At 64.0% G+C, this 17,584-nt stretch carries 14 protein-coding genes; 6 read left to right on the forward strand and 8 right to left on the reverse strand.

All coding sequences use genetic code 11. The annotated features are described in order from the left end of the window. Positions 1–193 precede the first annotated feature (193 nt). Entirely contained in the window at positions 194–1,834 is a 1,641-nt protein-coding gene (groL, locus tag LJ655_RS04975; RefSeq protein WP_230560140.1) for a chaperonin GroEL, read from the reverse strand. A 53-nt stretch (positions 1,835–1,887) separates the two neighbouring features. Beyond that, positions 1,888–2,178 (reverse strand): co-chaperone GroES, encoded by a 291-nt coding sequence (gene groES / locus LJ655_RS04980; protein WP_230560141.1) that lies wholly within the window; start codon positions 2,176–2,178, stop codon positions 1,888–1,890. A gap of 572 nt (positions 2,179–2,750) precedes the next feature. Here groES and LJ655_RS04985 point away from each other — a divergent pair. The 5 genes from LJ655_RS04985 (at position 2,751) to LJ655_RS05005 (ending at position 8,352) form a co-directional block, all read left to right on the forward strand. Next, positions 2,751–4,373 carry a hypothetical protein gene (locus tag LJ655_RS04985; protein WP_230560142.1) on the forward strand — a complete coding sequence of 541 codons (1,623 nt, stop codon included), beginning with the start codon at positions 2,751–2,753 and terminating at the stop codon, positions 4,371–4,373. Beyond that, complete coding sequence (locus LJ655_RS04990) at positions 4,363–4,551, forward strand: hypothetical protein (protein WP_230560143.1); 189 nt, start codon at positions 4,363–4,365, stop codon at positions 4,549–4,551. Before LJ655_RS04985 ends, LJ655_RS04990 begins: the two co-directional genes overlap by 11 nt. Before the next feature lie 215 nt (positions 4,552–4,766). Then, positions 4,767–5,327 (forward strand): hypothetical protein, encoded by a 561-nt coding sequence (locus LJ655_RS04995; protein ID WP_230560144.1) that lies wholly within the window; start codon positions 4,767–4,769, stop codon positions 5,325–5,327. 84 nt (positions 5,328–5,411) lie between these two features. Further along, a complete protein-coding gene (locus tag LJ655_RS05000) occupies positions 5,412–6,785 on the forward strand; it encodes a hypothetical protein (protein ID WP_230560145.1) in 1,374 nt (457 codons plus the stop codon). A 352-nt stretch (positions 6,786–7,137) separates the two neighbouring features. Then, a complete protein-coding gene (locus LJ655_RS05005; RefSeq protein WP_230560146.1) occupies positions 7,138–8,352 on the forward strand; it encodes a glycosyltransferase in 1,215 nt (404 codons plus the stop codon). A gap of 27 nt (positions 8,353–8,379) precedes the next feature. Here LJ655_RS05005 and LJ655_RS05010 read toward each other — a convergent pair whose 3' ends face one another. Further along, positions 8,380–10,113, reverse strand: coding sequence for an FAD-dependent oxidoreductase (locus LJ655_RS05010; protein ID WP_230560147.1), 1,734 nt, complete (start codon positions 10,111–10,113; stop codon positions 8,380–8,382). 308 nt (positions 10,114–10,421) lie between these two features. Beyond that, positions 10,422–11,042: a DapH/DapD/GlmU-related protein gene (locus LJ655_RS05015; protein ID WP_230560148.1), complete on the reverse strand. Its 621-nt coding sequence runs from the start codon at positions 11,040–11,042 to the stop codon at positions 10,422–10,424. 181 nt (positions 11,043–11,223) lie between these two features. Here LJ655_RS05015 and LJ655_RS05020 point away from each other — a divergent pair, with 181 nt between their 5' ends. Further along, entirely contained in the window at positions 11,224–11,730 is a 507-nt protein-coding gene (locus LJ655_RS05020; protein ID WP_230560149.1) for a hypothetical protein, read from the forward strand. 31 nt (positions 11,731–11,761) lie between these two features. Here LJ655_RS05020 and LJ655_RS05025 read toward each other — a convergent pair whose 3' ends face one another. The 4 genes from LJ655_RS05025 to LJ655_RS05040 all read right to left on the reverse strand — a co-directional run bounded on the left by LJ655_RS05025 (position 11,762) and on the right by LJ655_RS05040 (position 17,570). Then, a complete protein-coding gene (locus LJ655_RS05025) occupies positions 11,762–13,093 on the reverse strand; it encodes a glycosyltransferase WbuB (RefSeq protein WP_230560150.1) in 1,332 nt (443 codons plus the stop codon). A gap of 73 nt (positions 13,094–13,166) precedes the next feature. Further along, entirely contained in the window at positions 13,167–14,123 is a 957-nt protein-coding gene (locus LJ655_RS05030) for a GDP-L-fucose synthase family protein (protein WP_230560151.1), read from the reverse strand. 5 nt (positions 14,124–14,128) lie between these two features. Next, positions 14,129–15,247: a GDP-mannose 4,6-dehydratase gene (gmd, locus tag LJ655_RS05035; RefSeq protein ID WP_230560152.1), complete on the reverse strand. Its 1,119-nt coding sequence runs from the start codon at positions 15,245–15,247 to the stop codon at positions 14,129–14,131. A gap of 88 nt (positions 15,248–15,335) precedes the next feature. After that, positions 15,336–17,570, reverse strand: a complete 2,235-nt coding sequence (locus tag LJ655_RS05040) for a polysaccharide biosynthesis tyrosine autokinase (protein WP_230560153.1) — start codon at positions 17,568–17,570, stop codon at positions 15,336–15,338. Positions 17,571–17,584: the final 14 nt, after the last annotated feature.

The following is a 17,584-nucleotide window of genomic DNA, read 5'->3' on the forward strand; positions in this document are numbered from 1 at the left end:
ACGGTCATCCAGAAGCGCCCGCCGGCGCAGACGTCAACACCAGCCCAAAACGAAAAAACCCGCTGACGCGGGTTTTTTCGTTTTGGAAGCACGCCTCGCGGCGCACTCCCTACATGGACTTCCAACCGGGCCTCGTCGACGATCCCGCCACCATGGTATGACCACGCGGCCGGACCACGAGGCCCGAGCGGAATTACATGTCCATGCCCATGCCGCCCATGCCGCCGGGCATGCCGCCAGGCATCGGTGCATCTTCCTTCGGCAGTTCGCAGACAGCTGCGTCGGTCGTCAGCAGCAGGCCAGCAACCGAAGCTGCGTTTTGCAGCGCCGTGCGCGTCACCTTCGTCGGGTCCACGACGCCTGCGTCGACCAGGTCGACGTACTCGCCGGTCGCCGCGTTGTAGCCGTAGTTGCCCTTGCCAGCAGCAACCGCTGCCACGACGACGCTCGCTTCTTCGCCACCGTTGGTGACGATCTGGCGCAGCGGCTCTTCCATGGCGCGCAGCACGATCTTGATACCTGCGTCCTGATCGGCGTTAGCGCCCTTCAGGCCGGCGATCGCCGTACGTGCACGGATCAGCGCGACGCCGCCGCCTGCCACGATGCCTTCTTCCACAGCCGCGCGCGTTGCGTGCAGTGCGTCTTCGACACGTGCCTTCTTTTCCTTCATTTCGACTTCGGTCGCAGCACCGACCTTGATCACTGCAACGCCGCCTGCCAGCTTGGCGACGCGTTCTTGCAGCTTCTCACGATCGTAGTCCGAGGTCGCTTCTTCGATCTGCTTGCGCACTTGCTTGACGCGAGCTTCGATGTTCGCTGCTTCGCCAGCGCCGTCGATGATCGTGGTGTTTTCCTTGCCTACTTCGATGCGCTTCGCCTGGCCCAGTTCAGCTAGCGTTGCCTTTTCGAGCGTGAGGCCGGTTTCTTCAGCGATGACCTGACCGCCGGTCAGGATCGCGATGTCTTCCAGCATCGCCTTACGACGATCGCCGAAGCCCGGAGCCTTGACGGCAACGGTCTTCAGGATGCCGCGGATGTTGTTGACGACCAGCGTTGCGAGCGCTTCGCCTTCGACGTCCTCAGCGATGATCAGCAGCGGACGGCCAGCCTTCGCCACCTGCTCGAGCACCGGCAGCAGATCACGGATGTTCGACACCTTCTTGTCGTGCAGCAGCACGAACGGGTTCTCGAGCACGGCAACTTGCTTGTCCGGGTTGTTGATGAAGTACGGCGACAGGTAGCCGCGGTCGAATTGCATACCTTCGACCACGTCCAGCTCGTCTTGCAGCGACTTGCCGTCTTCGACGGTGATCACGCCTTCCTTGCCGACCTTGTCCATGGCTTCAGCGATGCGCTCGCCGATCGACGAATCGCTGTTCGCCGAGATCGCGCCGACCTGGGCGATTTCCTTGTTGGTCGTGCACGGCTTGCTGATCTTGCGCAGTTCTTCGATTGCAGCTGCAACAGCCTTGTCGATACCGCGCTTCAGGTCCATCGGGTTCATGCCCGATGCGACGTACTTCATGCCTTCGCGGACGATCGATTGCGCGAGAACCGTAGCGGTCGTCGTGCCGTCGCCTGCGTTGTCGCTGGTCTTGGAAGCGACTTCCTTGACCATTTGTGCGCCCATGTTCTGGAGCTTGTCTTTCAGTTCGATCTCTTTAGCGACCGACACACCATCCTTGGTGACCGTCGGGCCGCCGAAGCTGCGCTCGAGGACCACGTTGCGGCCCTTCGGACCCAGCGTGACCTTCACGGCGTTGGCGAGAATGTTCACGCCTTCGACCATCTTGGCGCGGGCGGAATCACCGAATACGACGTCTTTAGCTGCCATCTTCTAACTCCTTGAATTCTTTGGATATAACCGGGGAAGTAGCGACGTTGCGCTTACTTCTGCACCACGGCCATGATGTCTTCTTCACGCATGACGAGCAGTTCGTTGCCGTCGATCTTGACGGTCTGACCTGCGTACTTGCCGAACAGGACGCGGTCGCCGACCTTCACGTCGAGCGCAATAGCTGCGCCCTTGTCGTCGCGCTTGCCCGGGCCGACTGCGAGGATTTCGCCTTGATCCGGCTTTTCCGCTGCGGCTTCGGGGATCACGATGCCCGATGCAGTCTTGGTTTCCTGATCCAGACGTTTGACGATCACGCGATCATGCAAAGGACGAAGGTTCATACATACTCCTCTCTGATTGAGACTGAAGGACGCTGAGAAAACCCGGCTGGCGAAGCCAACCGGCGAAGTTGTTAGCACTCTCGTGCAGCGAGTGCTAATTATATGGACGGGTAATGACAAATTCAAGAAGTGGGGAACGCGGTGGTGGTGTCGAGGTTCACTTAGCTCGCTTAAGTTTGAACCCTGTCATCCGCACCGGAACGCCGCGTCGCCTAAAAATCCGCATAAAAACAATTACTTATGATTTGAATCGCGTTCACAGCGGCGCGACGAACACGATCCTCTCCGCCCCGATCAGGTCCGAAAATCTGCCATCGGGACCAAGCCCTGGGGCGTCCCACCGGGATGCGCCTCACGCTATTCGCGGAGATCGCAGTTAATTGGCATCGCCGCCAAAAGCTTGATGGTTTCCGCCAATCGCAAATGTCAAGTAGGGGTAAAGGTTACGATGCCCCTGAAAGAGACGTTCAGGCTCAACGGTGCAGCTGGGAAAGCTGCACGATTCGACGTAGTTCGGCGCCCCCCGGGATCGAGGTCTCACCGGTCAAGAAGCCTTGCCGGTGGCTGCTGCGATGGACCGTTTTCTGCCCCTGTGCCGACCGGCCCCCAAAAGGAGAAACGCCCTGACTCCCATCCTTGATGCGGACGACGCCACGCAATCGAAACCGGTCCGCGCCATCGCGCGAGCCGAGTGGCTGGCGCGCGCGATTCTGATCGGCTATGTACTGGTCTTCGTGCTCTACGGCGCCGTGGGCTACACGTCGATGGGCTACGACGACGAATTCTTCAACATCAGGTTGCTGGAGCAACACGGCTTGGGCGCGGTATCGCTGATGCAGAAGCAGGATGTGCATCCGCCCGGCCAGTACTTCATCAACTGGGTGCTGCATTCGCTGACCGGTGATTGGTCAATGGTACGTCTGGCCACGGCGTTGCTGACCGCGCTCGCCCTTGTTTACGCGACGGAATCGATCCGTCAGCGTTGCGGCGATCGCGCCGGGGGCATGCTGTTCGTGCTGCTCTGCCTGAACCCGGCCATCCTTATGTGGTGTACGGGTTTGCGCTGGTACGCGTATTTTGTGCCGGTGCTGGTCTGGCTCAGCATCACGCCCGTTCGCAACGACTGGCGGTATTGGGCCAAGTGTTTCGGCGGACTGGTCTTGCTCGGCTATATCGGTTACGCGGTGTTCGTGGTGGCCCTGCCGGTACTGCTGCTGTACTGGACCGGTGCGCGGCAGGGCTTGCGCACCAAGCTGACATCAATATTCTGCGGCGCGTTGATCGCGGCGCTGTTATACGCCTACCAGTTCCACATCTTCGTGACCGTGCATCTGCGGGCCAAAGACGGGCAGGTGTCGTCGATGGCCAAAAACGTGATGGGATTCCTGATCGCGCAGATGTCGAACCAGGGAATGTTTCCGGTCTCGGTGCCGGCCGCGCTATCCGCACTGGGCGTCACCGGGATGGTGTGGTTGGCTTTTTGTGCCGATTCACGGCGCAATCTGGACAACCGCTACCTGGTTCCGTATGGAGTCGGATCAATCATTAGCATCGTGTTGGGCATCGCCGGCAAGTTCCGCAATCTCGTGATCATGTCGCCGTGGCAGGCCATGTGGCTGGCCACGCTCCGCGTGTCGGGGCGCCACACGAAGGCCTTCGTGCTCTGCTTCGCGGCACTGGCCGCCGGCAATCTGTACGGCACGTTCAATGTGGTCACGCACCAGAACACCACCAAGAACAGCTGGGATCTGCAACTGGCGCCGGTGATGGGCGAGTTGGCGCGGGAAAGATCGGCATGCGGAGGCGACCTCGTGGTCGTAACGCATGACCCTGCACTGAGCTGGCATGTCGATCAGGCCGGATATCCGCAACTGGGGCCGTTCTCGAGTCAGACATTGTCGCGCTATATTCTTGGCCCCCATCGCTGCGTGGCTGTGGTACGCAGCTATGCGGGGAACTTCAATGCCTCCTCGATCGAACAGATGTATCGGCAGGCCGACGGGTTGCGCCACGGCGGGCAGACGCGCAAGCAGTTCGGTCGTGACGATAACTATCGCATGAAGCAGCGCCTGGACGCTCGTTATCCGCAATACCAGTTCGACATCACGATGTACCGCGGCGTTTCGGGCCTCGCTGAGTTGACGGCCTGGCATCCGTTAGCTGTCGCCGGCGTTCGAAACGCCGATGGAGATTAGCGGCGCACTGTCGGCCGCGATCTGCGTCATGCCGGCCATCGCCGTGATCGTCGCGAACGTTCGAGGGCAACACTTGCTTCCGCGCAAAAGCGATGAAAGCAAAGATCTGTTCGCGCCGGTACAACTCACCTTGGGGATTGTCCCGATCTCCAACGCGACTTCGCAGATTGTGTCCTGATTGCACTGCACGATGGCGTTTTTGCGTGCTATCCGATGCATCGCGTGATCAGCGCACGGTGCTACGCTCGTCGAAGCAGCATCGGCGGCGTGCCCGTCCGGCGAACTGCGGCGCACGACCAGCAAGCTCGAACACGACGCGCGACAAGCAACAAACGAAAGCACTACACTAAATCAAACACAAAAAGGCGAGACATCGCTGCGGGAGTGACTGCGATGGCATTCAAAACATATACCGTACTGACACTGTTGGTGGCGAGCAGTGCCGCGCTCGCGTGGAAACCGCTCACCTATCCGATCCGAAGTCAGAGCCCCTATGAGCGCGGCGTCGACAACGCGTTGTGCTACGCGGAAGCGAGCCGCGTGAGCAAGGTCGACATCCGTCGCGAGTCCCAAATCCCGCCGCGCCCGGCGCCAGCCGCAAAAGGCTCGTCGACGGGCGCGCCGGCAAAGCCACCTCTGCCGCAAAGTTCGTTCTCCGCCGCGCCGCTGCCCTATGGCGCGAACATGTCGGAGGCCACGAACGAGCCGATCGCAGCCGCGCCGACCGGCACTTCGCCGGCCAAACCGGCGAACGAGGCCGCGGCGGGCGTTGACCGTGCGCGTGGCGCGGCCACCGCACCGGCAGGCGCGTCGGGTGCAACTGACGAATCGTTGCAGGCCAACGCGGCATCCGACGTCAAGCTGCCGCCGCTGCCCGCGCCCGAGCCGCCGATGACGCGCTATTGGGCCGCCTACGCGGCGTGCATGCAGGCGCGCGGCTACGTCGTCCAGTAAGTCCGCTCGACGCCGCCTGCGAGCGGCGTCGCATTCATTCTTTTTGATGGCGCCTGACTTCGGCGCCAGTGGAGCGATACGGTCATGCCGCGCCACACGACCTCCGACCAGCCATTCTTCCACCACTGTTCATGCTGCGGCGCGCTGCTGCCCCACCGCTTGTCGCCGTGCCCGGTGTGCCATGCGCTGCCGATCGATTCGTTCGATACGGCCGACAGTCGCGCAGAGCGCACCGCACGAACCCGAGTGCTCGCCGCACCGCGCGCACAGTTCGAATCGCTGCCGCCGGGCGGGGGTTCGCCGGAGGACCGCGCCTCACGGCGCTCCGCGCAAACGAAGCTGAGCCCCTACGAACTGATCGACGAGGCGACCTTCGATCCGGCCGGCCGTCGACGGCGACATCGGCACGCGCTCGCCGCAGCGGCGCTCGCTACGCTCGGCGTCGCGTATGCCGGTTTCATTCTTCTCAGCGACGACGATGCGAGCGTCGATACGCCGGTTACGGTCTTCGGCACCGTGCACTCCGACGACCCCGAGCAAAGCCTTGCGGCGAACCTTGGGAAGAACGTCACGCAGAAGGGGGCGCCGTCCGTTGCCGCGGCGCCCAAAGCCCCGGCGGCGAGATCCGCGGCGCTCCCCGCGCAACCGCCGCGTCCTGTTGTCGTCGCGCGGCAGCAACCCGAGCCCGTGCACGCGGCTCCTGTCGCGCCACCACCGCCTGTCGGTGCGACCGCGCCCACGGTAGCGCGACCGGCCATCGTTGCGACCGCTTCTACCGTCGCGCCACCGCCTGTCGTTACCACCTCGCACACTGCCGCGCCACAGCCTGTCATTGCGTCCGCGCAGACCGTCGCGCAACCGCCAGCCATCGCACCCTCGCGCACCGTCGCGCCCCCGCCAGCCACCGCGACCGCGCACACGATCGCGCCAACGACGCCACCGGGTGCACCCATCTCCGCGCCCACCCCACGCGGCACGGCGGTCACGTCGACCAACACCAACACCGACACAACGACCGCCCCCCTCACGCAAGCGGACAAGCTGCGCGCCGACGCGGAGCGGAATCTGAAAGCCGCGCGCGGCTATCTGCAACGGGGCAATCTGGCGGCAACCAGAACGCGCCTCGCCGCTGTAATCACGGCGCAACCCGACAACCGCGACGCGCGCCGCCTGCGCGCTGAAGTGAGCACGCTAGAACAGCAACGCGACGCATTGCTCAGTCTCGCGCGCGGCTGCGGCAATGTCGGGCATTGGGACTGCGCGTTGCGCAACGCCAACCAGGCATTGCAGATCGATTCGAGCAGCAAGGCCGCGCGACGGCTCGTCGCGCTCGCGTCGCACCAGTCCGCATGGCAGACCATGGCGCCGCCGAGGGAGATGCCGGGAGATGCACGGCGGACCGTGGAACCGTCAAAGGAAACGCCGGGAGATATCCGCGCCCTGCTGGCGCATCACTAGGTGCCGCGAGGCGTCCCGCTGGAGAGCAACCCGAGCGCCGAAGACGCCATTGCCCAAGCGCCTGGTGCTTCGATGATCTCGCGCACCGGCTCATAGCGTCTTTGCGGTGGGCGCCCTCGCGGCTGTCGCCGGAACCCAGGCATTCAGCGACGAATGCGGTCGGGGTAACTGACGGTCAGTCAGATTTCCGCACAATGATCCGCTGCAAGACCGTCCGCTATCGACCTACGGCGAAACGAAAGCGGAGCAGGAACCGGCAATGCTCCATCGGTATGCGACGCACCGGAGATCGATTCACACCCAACCAGTTCGGCGCGCTCGTGCCACGTCCCCACCACCTGGATTTCACCCAATGAAAATCTTGCATCTGCTTCCCAGTGCTGATCCTCGCGGCGGCGGCCCGGTCGAAGGGGTACACCGCAGTGGCATAGCCATGCAGAAGGCCGGACACGACATCGAGGTGGCGACGTGTGACGACCCCCGCGCCGGCTACCTTGCGAGCTTTCCGTTCCGGGTCCACGCAGTGGGCCCCGGCCGCGGCCATTATGGCTACTGCAAGGGACTCGCACCCTGGCTCACCGCCAACGCGAAACGCTACGACGCGGTCATCGTGCATGGCTTGTGGCAATACCACAGCTTTGCGGCGTGGCGAGCCTTGCACGGCAGCGGCGTGCCCTACTACGTCTACGTGCACGGCATGCTCGACCCATGGTTCAAGGAAGCCTATCCGCTCAAGCATCTGAAGAAGTGGCTGTACTGGCCTTGGGCCGAATACCGCGTGCTGCGCGACGCCCGCGCCGTCATCTTCACGACCGAGGAAGAACGCACGCGCGCGCGTCAGTCGTTCTGGCTCTACCGCGCAAAAGAACGGATCGTGCCGTTCGGCACGACAGTGCCGCCCGTCGATCCGGCGGCGGTGCGCGAGGCGTTCCTGCAAACGGTTCCCGAGTCGCGCGGCAAACGCATCGTGCTGTTTCTAGGCCGCATCCATGCGAAGAAAGGCTGCGATCTGCTGATCGACGCGTTTGCCCGCGTCGCTAGTCACGATCCGGCGCTGCATCTTGTGATTGCCGGTCCGGACGACACCGGCTGGGTCCCGACGCTGCGCGCGCGCGCCGAGGCGGCCGGCGTCGCGCAGCGTCTCAGCTTGCCGGGCATGTTGCAGGGCGACCTCAAGTGGGGCGCTTTTCATGCGAGCGACGTGTTCGTTCTGCCCTCGCATCAGGAAAACTTCGGCGTGGCGGTTGCCGAGGCACTCGGTTGCGGACTGCCGGTGCTGATTTCGGACAAGGTCAACGTATGGCGCGAGATCGAAGCGGACGGCGCCGGACTGGTAGCCGCCGACACCGTGGACGGCACCGAGCGGAACCTGCTGCGCTGGATCGAACTCCCGCCCGCGGCACGTGAGGCGATGCGTGCGCAAGCCGCACTCACCTACCATTCGCGCTTTCGGATCGACACCATGGTGAGTGCGCTGACAGCGTTGCTGGACACGCATGGCAGCCACAGCAATGCAAGCGAACAGCAGGTCGCGGCGCTGCGCGAAGCCGCGCAGCAGAGCCGCTAGCTTTTTTCAGTTTCCATTCCTGATGTCTCACTGAGCCTGCGGGCCGATCCTTCGCGCCGCGATCGAGAGCGTCTCGACCGGGGCCGGCACGTCGATCGATGCGGCCGGGAAGTTGGCGGCGTCGAGCTCCGTCTTGCCGACCGCGTCCGGCACAGCGAGCCGCCGCACCAGATGACCGGCCAGACGCAAGGCCAGCGCGGTAATCGTGATCGTCGGGAAATTGGCACCAACGGTCGGAAACACCGAGCTGCCGCCCACATACAGATTGCTGATCCCGTGCACTTTGCAATCAGCGTCAACCACGCCCTCGCGCGGCGAAACGTGCATGCGCGTGGTGCCCATGTGATGCCACGTGCCCTCCACCTGCGCCGGCCATGGCCTGCCTTCGAACGGCGCGTCGAACTCGACGTCCGCGATATTGGCCATCTGCAATTCCTTCGCGAGCAGCATGAAGGTTTTGTCGAAGGTTCGCTTGACCTGCTCGCCGAGGCGCCAATCCACTCTGACGCGCGGCATGCCGAAGCGGTCGCGCTTGTCGGCCGATAACGTCACGCGGCTATCGGGATCAGGTACAGCCTCGACGATGGCCTGCAACGTCACGTGGGTGATCAGCGCCGGCGATTGCAACAGCCGCGCGAGGGCATATCCGACGGTGTGCAGCGGGTGCGCGATCATCGTCGCGATGTCCGCCTTCAGGCTGCGGCCCGGCTGGTCCTTCTGCATCAGGGCTTCCTTGCAGTGGATCAGCGCCTCGGAAGCCGCGCTGCTTTCGCCGTACCACTTCGAGTAGAGCCACACGCGTGAATTCAGCAGCTTCTCGCGCGCCATCCACTCCTGCTTCGGTGCGAACTGCGAGGAGATCTTCGTGCCGTGCGCCGACACCGCGGCGTTCTGGTAGTGATACTTGATGTCGTACAGCTTGTTGCGCGCCACACCCGGACGAAAGCGCACCTTGCCCGCCATCAACCGCGGGTGATCCATGAAGTAGCGGCCAACCAGATCGTTCGCATTTCCGAGCCCCGTGGCGTGGACGCCGTTCGATGCAAGAAGCAGGCGCGCATTCTCGATGCCGCCAGTGGCCAGCACGAAGATCCGCGCTTGCACCGAGATTCGCCGGCCGCTGATCGTGCCCACTTGCACGCGGTTGATCTTCGTACCCTGCGCATCGGCGTCGATGCTGAGCACGTTCGCGTACAGGAATACGCGCACTCGCTTCGACCTCGCCAGCTCGCGACGATACGCCTTGCCAAAGCGCATCGGCGGGCTGAAGTGCGCAACCGTGTCGCGCATGTCGCCGGTGCCGAGCGGCATGCGTCGCACGTCAGGACGGCCGATCTCGCGCTCCCAATAGGCAGGGTCGAAATTGTTCGGACCGAGCTTCAACCACTCGTGGGTGCGCTCGTAGTACGGCGCCAGTTCGTCGAGGCCGAACGGCCAGCCGCTGTGTGCGATCCAGTCGCGCTTCTCGAAGTCCCAGGGATCGAGCGGCCGGCACCAGCCGCCCCAACAGTTGCTGCTGCCGCCCAGGAAGCGGCTGCGCGAACCGTCCGCGAAGGTGTAGGGCAAGCCCACGTTCTCGCCGCGATAGAGATCGCGGGTTTCGTCGTCGGGGCCGAAACCGCCGCTCTCGAGCAGGCACGTTTCCACGCCTGCGCGTGACAATTCCAGCGACAGCGTGATGCCGGCGACGCCGGCCCCAATGATGCAGACCGTCGTTGAAATCACCGAATTTTGTTCAACACTTCGAGTATCGATAAACATCCGCTGCTCCCCTGTTTGCCATTGACTCCGAGTACATCACTGACCCTGTCCGCACCCTGCGGCCGCTCCGGCATGCGAGAGACCCCTAGTTCTGGCGCCCACAGCATCCGTGCGCTATGGAGTCCGATCTATAGTTTCTTTATTCAATGCTGATCAAGTCCACGGTTCCCGGCTGTGATGCGTTATAGCGTGGACTTACAACGGCGAAAGTAAAAACTCGATGCAGCAACTGACACTGGCGATGGCTTTCGATCAAATACGCAGAATACGGGGCGCAACGGCGGGCGGTGGCCCGCTGAGCATTGCATTTACCCAGCGGAAACGAAACGCTTCCGTATGAAGCGGCACGGATTTCCTCCATACACGCCCTCCGCTTCCAGTGATCGATGCACGACCGACAACGGCGTCACCACTGCCGAACGGCCGATTGTCACGCCCATTTGCACGACGCACTTCGACGTGATCCACACTCCGTCCTCGATGACGATCGGCGCGACGCGCAGATCCATCGTCGTGCTCATGTCATGCGACCCCGCTGTGAGGAACGTACCCTGCGAAATGCATACGTTCGACCCAATGCGAACCGGCGCCTGGTTATAGATCCAGACATCGGCGCCGAACCAGCAGTTGTCACCAACCTCGAGGTTCCACGGCGACTTGACGCGCAACTGATGCAGGAACCTGCAGCCGGTGCCGATCTTCGCGCCGAACAGACGCAACAGGCGGACCCGGACGAACGACAGCGGCAGCAGCTTGTTGTTGATCACGCACGCTTCAAGGACGTACCAGAGGAGCTCGATCAGAACGCTGCGGCGGCTCTGATAGTTTCCCTTTCCCGCCAGACTCAGATCGATCACGCGTCCGTCCTCGCGCGCCGGTTCGGCGCGAGGCACGCGTTCGCACTGCTGATCGTCGACAACGCTATTCATCACCTAGCCCCCAGGCACGATCCGTGGTATCCATATACAGGCATGCGAAACGACCTGCTGTTATTTTGCTGCATTGCGCTACGACGCTTTGAACGGTGGCCGCGCGGGCAAGCGTTTTGGCGGCTGCGCACGTCAAGGTTCGCGCACGATAAATTCCGAATGCATTTCTCCGGGGACCAGGATGAACAATTCGATCCGACACGCTGCTGGATGCCTGTTTGTCGCCGTCACGACATACGCGCTGCCGGCGTTCGCGCAATACAACGTGGACAACGTGGAACCCGCAACACCGGACGCGGCGGCGCTCAACGATGATGGCGCCGGGCTGCCGGCTCCCGCCGGCCGGCGCGCAACGAATCGTCCCGGCGAACAACAGCCGCCCGGCGCACCGGCCGAGTACGGCGGCGGCGATACGCCCCAAGGCGATACCGGCGAGGCGCAACGCGCCGCCCCGCTCGGCCAGCAACGCGTGACGGTCACGAATGGCGGCGCCGGTGCCCGACGTGCGCGCGACGACGCAAAGCGCAAGACGCCGGCAACCGACAATGGGCAAATGCGCGTGGCGGGTCAGCCGGGGCCAGCAGGCCCGACCGCGGCGGAGGCCCGGCCCCTTCAGGGCGCACCGAAAAACGTGTACGCCGATCCCTATGACGCGGGCAAGCATCCGATCTATCGCTCGCCCTGGTAAGCTTTCCTTCATAGAATGGCCGCATGCCGGATCAGTCCGGCGCGGCTTCCTCCGCAGTAGCTGCATTGACTCCATGGCCTCCGCCCGCTGAAGAGAGCGGATCGAGATAGGCCGCCCGCGTCGTCTCGCGCGTCGCACCGGTCTGAAGGAACACGGCCGCGAGACGTTCCTCGAAACTGCGAACGATCGACTCGGGCGATAGCGCGCGCTCCGCGTAGTCGCGCGCGGCTTTGCCGAGCGCGGCACGGCGCCCCGCATCGCTCGCCAGAGCGCTGATCGCCTCCGCCAGCGCGCTGGCGCGCTCGGGCGGCACCACCACACCGCGCGACTCCACCGCTTCATGCAATGCCGTGCCATGGTGCGCCATCGCCACCGTCACGCGGCCGCTCGCGAACATGCCGGTGAGCTTGGACGGCATCACCAGATCCGCCGCGTCGGCGCGCTGCGGCAGGACATGAATGTCGGCGAGGTTGAGCAGTTCGTTCAGACGCTCGGCCGGTTGCAGCGGAATGAAGACGCAGTTCACCAGTCCCGCGCAACGCAACAGCAAACTCTCTTTCGCAGCGCCATTGCCGCAGAACACGAACGTGATGTCGCTGCGAGCGGCGAGCAGCGCGGCCGCTTCGGCGAGCGTTTCGATACCCTGCTTCGCACCCATGTTTCCCGAGTACAGCACCACGACCTGGTGGTCAGGAATGCCGAGCTGCTGCCGGTATTCGCTGACGCGCGCAAGCGGATAGATGCTCGACACGTCCACCCAGTTAGGCAGGCATAGCACGCGCTCCGACGGCACGCCCTTGCTGGTCGCGCGCGCGCTCATCTGCCGCGTGATCGACGAGACCCCATCGAAGCGCCGCAGGAGCGCGCTTTCGAACCACTTTGCGACGCGCGCCGTGCGCGAGCTTTTCAGCAGCCCCAGATCGAAGGCAGCGTCCACCTCGTAGTCCTGGATATGCAGCCATGTCACGGCGCCCGTGACGCGGGCGAGCGCCAGCGCGGCCGGTGCGCACATCAAGGTGGGCGCGATCAGCATCACGGCATCGGGGCGCCACAGCACATGGCGCGCGAGCAGTGGCAGCGAACTTATCGCGAAGCTCGCCAGATGCAGCATCCGCTTGGCGCCGCCCGGCCGTGACGGCACCCACAGCGGCGCGCGCCACAGCGTCACGCCGTCACGCGTCTCGCGCCGATAGCGCCATGACGAGTAGCCCGCCGACACACGCCACTCGGGATAGTAGGGCGGCGCGCATATCACCCGCACCTCATGTCCCCGGCTCGCCAGCAGCACCGCCATTTCGGCCGTGTATTTGCCGGTCCCCGTCAATTCCGGTGCGTAGTTGAGGCCGTAGATCAGGATCTTCATCGTGGCTGCCAGAACGGTTAGGGTTGGGTAAGGGCGGCGCTGCCGCAGCGTTCAGCGGCAGCCGCTGGGGCGCCTAGGCTTGCAGCGCGGCGGCTGGCGAACCGGCATCGGATTCGAGGAACTCGCGATAGGTGGCCGCAATACCGTCCTCCAAACCTATGGTCGCGCGCCAGCCCATCTGCGTGAGCCGCGAGACGTCGAGCAGCTTGCGTGGCGTGCCGTCGGGCTTCGACGAATCGAACACGAGCTCGCCCTCGAAGCCGACCACCTTGCAGATGCTTTCGGCCAGCTCGCGGATCGTCAGGTCCTCACCCACGCCCACATTGAACAGCCCTTCCATCACGTTATGTTCGAGCACGAAGAGCGTAGCCGCGGCGAGGTCGTCGACGTGCAGGAACTCGCGGCGCGGAGTGCCTGAGCCCCACACCGTCAACGTCGGCGCGTCGCTCAGGCGCGCTTCATGCGCTTTGCGCAGCAGCGCCGGCAGCACGTGACTGCTGTTCAGATCGTAGTTGTCGTTCGGGCCGTACAGGTTGGTCGGCATCAACGCGACGTAGTGCGTGCCGTACTCGCGGTTGTATGCTTCGCACAGCTTGAGCCCGGCGATCTTCGCGATCGCATAGGCGTCGTTGGTCGGCTCGAGCGGCGAGCCCAGCAGATACTCCTCGCGAATCGGCTGCGGACATTGCTTCGGATAGATGCACGACGAGCCGAAGAACACCAGCCGTTCGACCCGCGCCCGATACGCGGCGTGGATCACGTTGGTTTCGATCACCAGGTTCTCGTAGATGAACTCGCCCGGCTGGGACGCGTTCGCGAGAATGCCGCCGACGCGCGCGGCCGCGAGCAGCACCACGTCGATCTGTTCGGTTTCGAAGAAGCGGTTCACGGCAGCCTGATTCGTCAGATCGAGCTCCGCGCGCGGGCGCGTGATGACATTCTGATAGCCGCTGGCTACGAGGCGCCGGACCAGCGCCGAGCCAACCATGCCGCGATGGCCCGCAACGAAGATGCGTGAGTGTATGTTCATCGCCGTTACTCGTGATGTTCCAACGCCGTGAATCCGGCCAGCGTGACGAGCGCGTCACGCCGGGCAATCTGATAGTCCGCGCGCACCATCTCCTTGACGAGCGATGCAAACGACGTCGTCGGCTGCCAGCCGAGCTGCGCATGCGCCTTGGACGGATCGCCCAGCAGCGTTTCGACTTCGGCGGGCCGGAAGTAGCGCGGATCGACCCGCACGATTACATCGCCCGGCGACAGCCTCGTCTCGCGCCCTTCGACCTTCTCGACGATGCCCACCTCCGCGATACCGGTGCCTTCGAAGCGCACGGTGATGCCCAGTTCAGCGGCCGCATGCTGAACGAACTCGCGCACGCTGTACTGCACCCCGGTGGCGATCACGTAATCCTCCGGCTTGTCCTGTTGCAGCATGCGCCACTGCATCTCCACGTAATCGCGCGCATGCCCCCAATCCCGCAGCGACGAGAGATTGCCGAGATAGAGCGTCTTCTGCACGCCCACCGCGATGCGCGCAACCGCACGCGTGATCTTGCGCGTGACGAATGTCTCGCCGCGTACCGGCGATTCGTGATTGAACAGAATCCCGTTGCACGCATACAGCCCATAGGCTTCGCGGTAATTGACCGTGGTCCAGTACGCGAACAGCTTGGCGACCGCATACGGGCTGCGCGGATAGAACGGGGTCGTCTCGGACTGCGGCACCTGCTGCACGAGCCCGTAAAGCTCCGAGGTGGAGGCCTGATAGAAACGCGTCTTGCTCTGCAAGCCGAGAATCCGGATTGCCTCGAGAATCCGCAACGCGCCGAGACCATCGGCGTTGGCCGTGTATTCCGGTTCCTCGAACGACACCGCGACGTGGCTCTGCGCCGCGAGGTTGTAGATTTCGTCGGGCTCGACGCGCTGGATCACGCGCAAAATGCTCGTGGAGTCGGTCAGGTCGGCGTGGTGCAGAAACAGACGCTGCTCCGGCTCATGCGGATCGCGGTAGAGATGATCGATCCGGTCCGTGTTGAACAGCGACGACCTGCGTTTGATGCCGTGCACGTCGTAACCCTTGGCGAGCAGCAACTCAGCCAGGTACGAACCGTCCTGCCCAGTGATACCGGTAATCAACGCGACCTTGCGTGTCATGGAAGCTTCTCCTTTTGCAGTTTGTGAATTTCCAGAACCGATGCCGGCATCGAGGCACGATTGAACGGTCCGCGCACGGGCCGCGTCTTCAACCGGCGATGCTGTCGTAGCCGTAATAGCCGCCCTGGTACCCCGAGCCGAGGAACGCGGCTTCCTGCGGCACGTCGGTGAGCAGCACGCCGCGCACCGCGACACCGCCGTTGCGCAGGCGCTTGGTGGTTTCGATGATCTCGTGCAGCGGCTGACGGCCGTGCCGCACGACGAGCAGCGTCGTCGCGGCGAATCTGCCGATCAGCGTCGAATCGGTCACGGCAAGCACCGGCGGCGTGTCGATGATCACGACGTCGTATTGCGGCTTCAGCACCTCGAGCATCGCTTCGAAGCGTTTGCTCATCAGCAGCTCAGCCGGGTGCGAGGGCAGCGTGCCCTTCGCGAGCACGTCGAGGTTGGGCAGCACGTCGCGCTGGATCATCGCGTTGAGATCGCCGCCGCACAGCACGTCGGACAGTCCCGGCCGATGGCTGACGCCGAAATGCGAATGCACGTCGCCGCGCCGCATGTCGCCGTCGATGATCAGCACGCGCTTGTGCGCCGACGCCACCAGCGTCGCCAGATTCACCGACAGGAACGACTTGCCGGCGTCGGGCCGCGAGCCGGTGATCATCACGACGTTGTTGGCCGCGTAGTCGAGCGACAACTGCAGCGAGGTGCGCAGATTGCGCACGCCTTCCACCGCGATATCCTCGGGTGCCTGCTGCGCGAGCACGTGCTGCCCGCGCTGACGCAGCGACACCTTTTCCTGCAGGCGCAATTGCGTCTGGCTGCGCGGCACCATCGCGAACACCGGCACGCCGAGCCTCCCCTCGAGCTCGTCGGGCCGCTCGACGCCGCCGCGCAGCGCACGCTTCAGGAAGATCAGCAGCAAGCCGAGCGCGAGGCCGCTGCCGAGCGCGCTCAGGATCACGAGCATGCGCTTCGGCCGCACGGGATCGTCGGGGGCTTCAGCGAAGTCCACGAGGCGCACGCCGCCCACCTGTCCCGCCTGCGCCACCCGTAGCCGCTGCACGCTGTCGAGCAGATTCGTGTACAGCTCGGTGTTGACGTGCACGTCGCGCTGCAGACGCAACGCGGTCTGCTCGGTGTCGGGCATCGTCGAGACGCTCTGGTTCATCGCTTTTTGCGCGCCCTGCAACGCGGCGATCTGCGCATCGAGCGCGGCCACCGTCGGATGACTCGGCGTGAATTTCTGCAACAGTTCCGCGCGCTGCTGCTGCAGATCCATCAGCTTCGTCTTGTTGTCGACGATCTGCTGCAGCAGCAGCTTGCTTTCTTCGCCGAGATCGACGGTGCCATGGGTATTGCGGAACTTGCCGTAGCGCTCTTCCGCGTCGTCGAGCGCCTTGCGCGCATCCGGCAGTTGCTGTTCGAGAAACGCGAGCGTGTGGTCGGACTCGGTCGAACGGCTCGCGAGATCCTGGCGCAGGAATTCGCGCGCCACGTTGTTGACGATCGCGGCAGTCAGCGCGGCGTCGGCGCCTTCGAGACTCACGCGGATCACGCCGGAATCCTCCGCCGTTTCCTGGACCACCAGCTTCTGCGCCAGACGCTCGACCGTGCCGAGCGTCGACGCGCGCGTCAGCTTGAAACGCGAGCCGGGCGCGCCGACCAGCCGGTCGACGTGCAGCGTGACCGGACCGACGGCGGTATCGGTCTGCACGGTCTCGCCGACGCGGCCCGGCAGGATCGCGGCGCCGTGAGGATCGCGCAGCATGTAGGTGTTGTCGGCGCCCGCGACGAGCGTGAAGGTTTCGCCGTACCAGTCCTTCGACGTGTCGAAGCGCGACACTGCGATGCTCTCGTTGCCCCACGCGAACCCGGACAGATTGATGAACGACGGCAGCCTGAACCACCAATGCCCATTCACGAGTCCCGCAATCTTGCTGCCGAGCACCGGCAGATAACGCGGCCTCGCGGTGATGTCGAGGTGCAGCGCGCGGACCGCCTCCTCGATGACGAGACGCGACTTCAGCAACTCGATCTGCGCCGCGGTCGACGGCTTCGAATCGTACGAGCCGGGACGCGGCGGCGCCGCATCCCGGCCGTTCGCGTTGACGTTCGCCGTTCTGTCCTCGACGTGAAACAGCACGTCCGAACGATAGACCGGCGGCGCGAGGAACGCGTACGCGCAGCCGAGCACGAGCGCGATCAGCGTCACCGTCACGATCGTGCGCCAACCGCGCACGATCGTACGAACGTAGTCGGACAGATGCAGCTTCCCCGGTTCATACACGCCGGCGTAACGGTCTTCGTAATTGATCGCCATCTTTTCACCCAACA

It is taken from the genome of Paraburkholderia translucens (assembly GCF_020881035.1).
Lineage (GTDB): Bacteria > Pseudomonadota > Gammaproteobacteria > Burkholderiales > Burkholderiaceae > Paraburkholderia > Paraburkholderia translucens.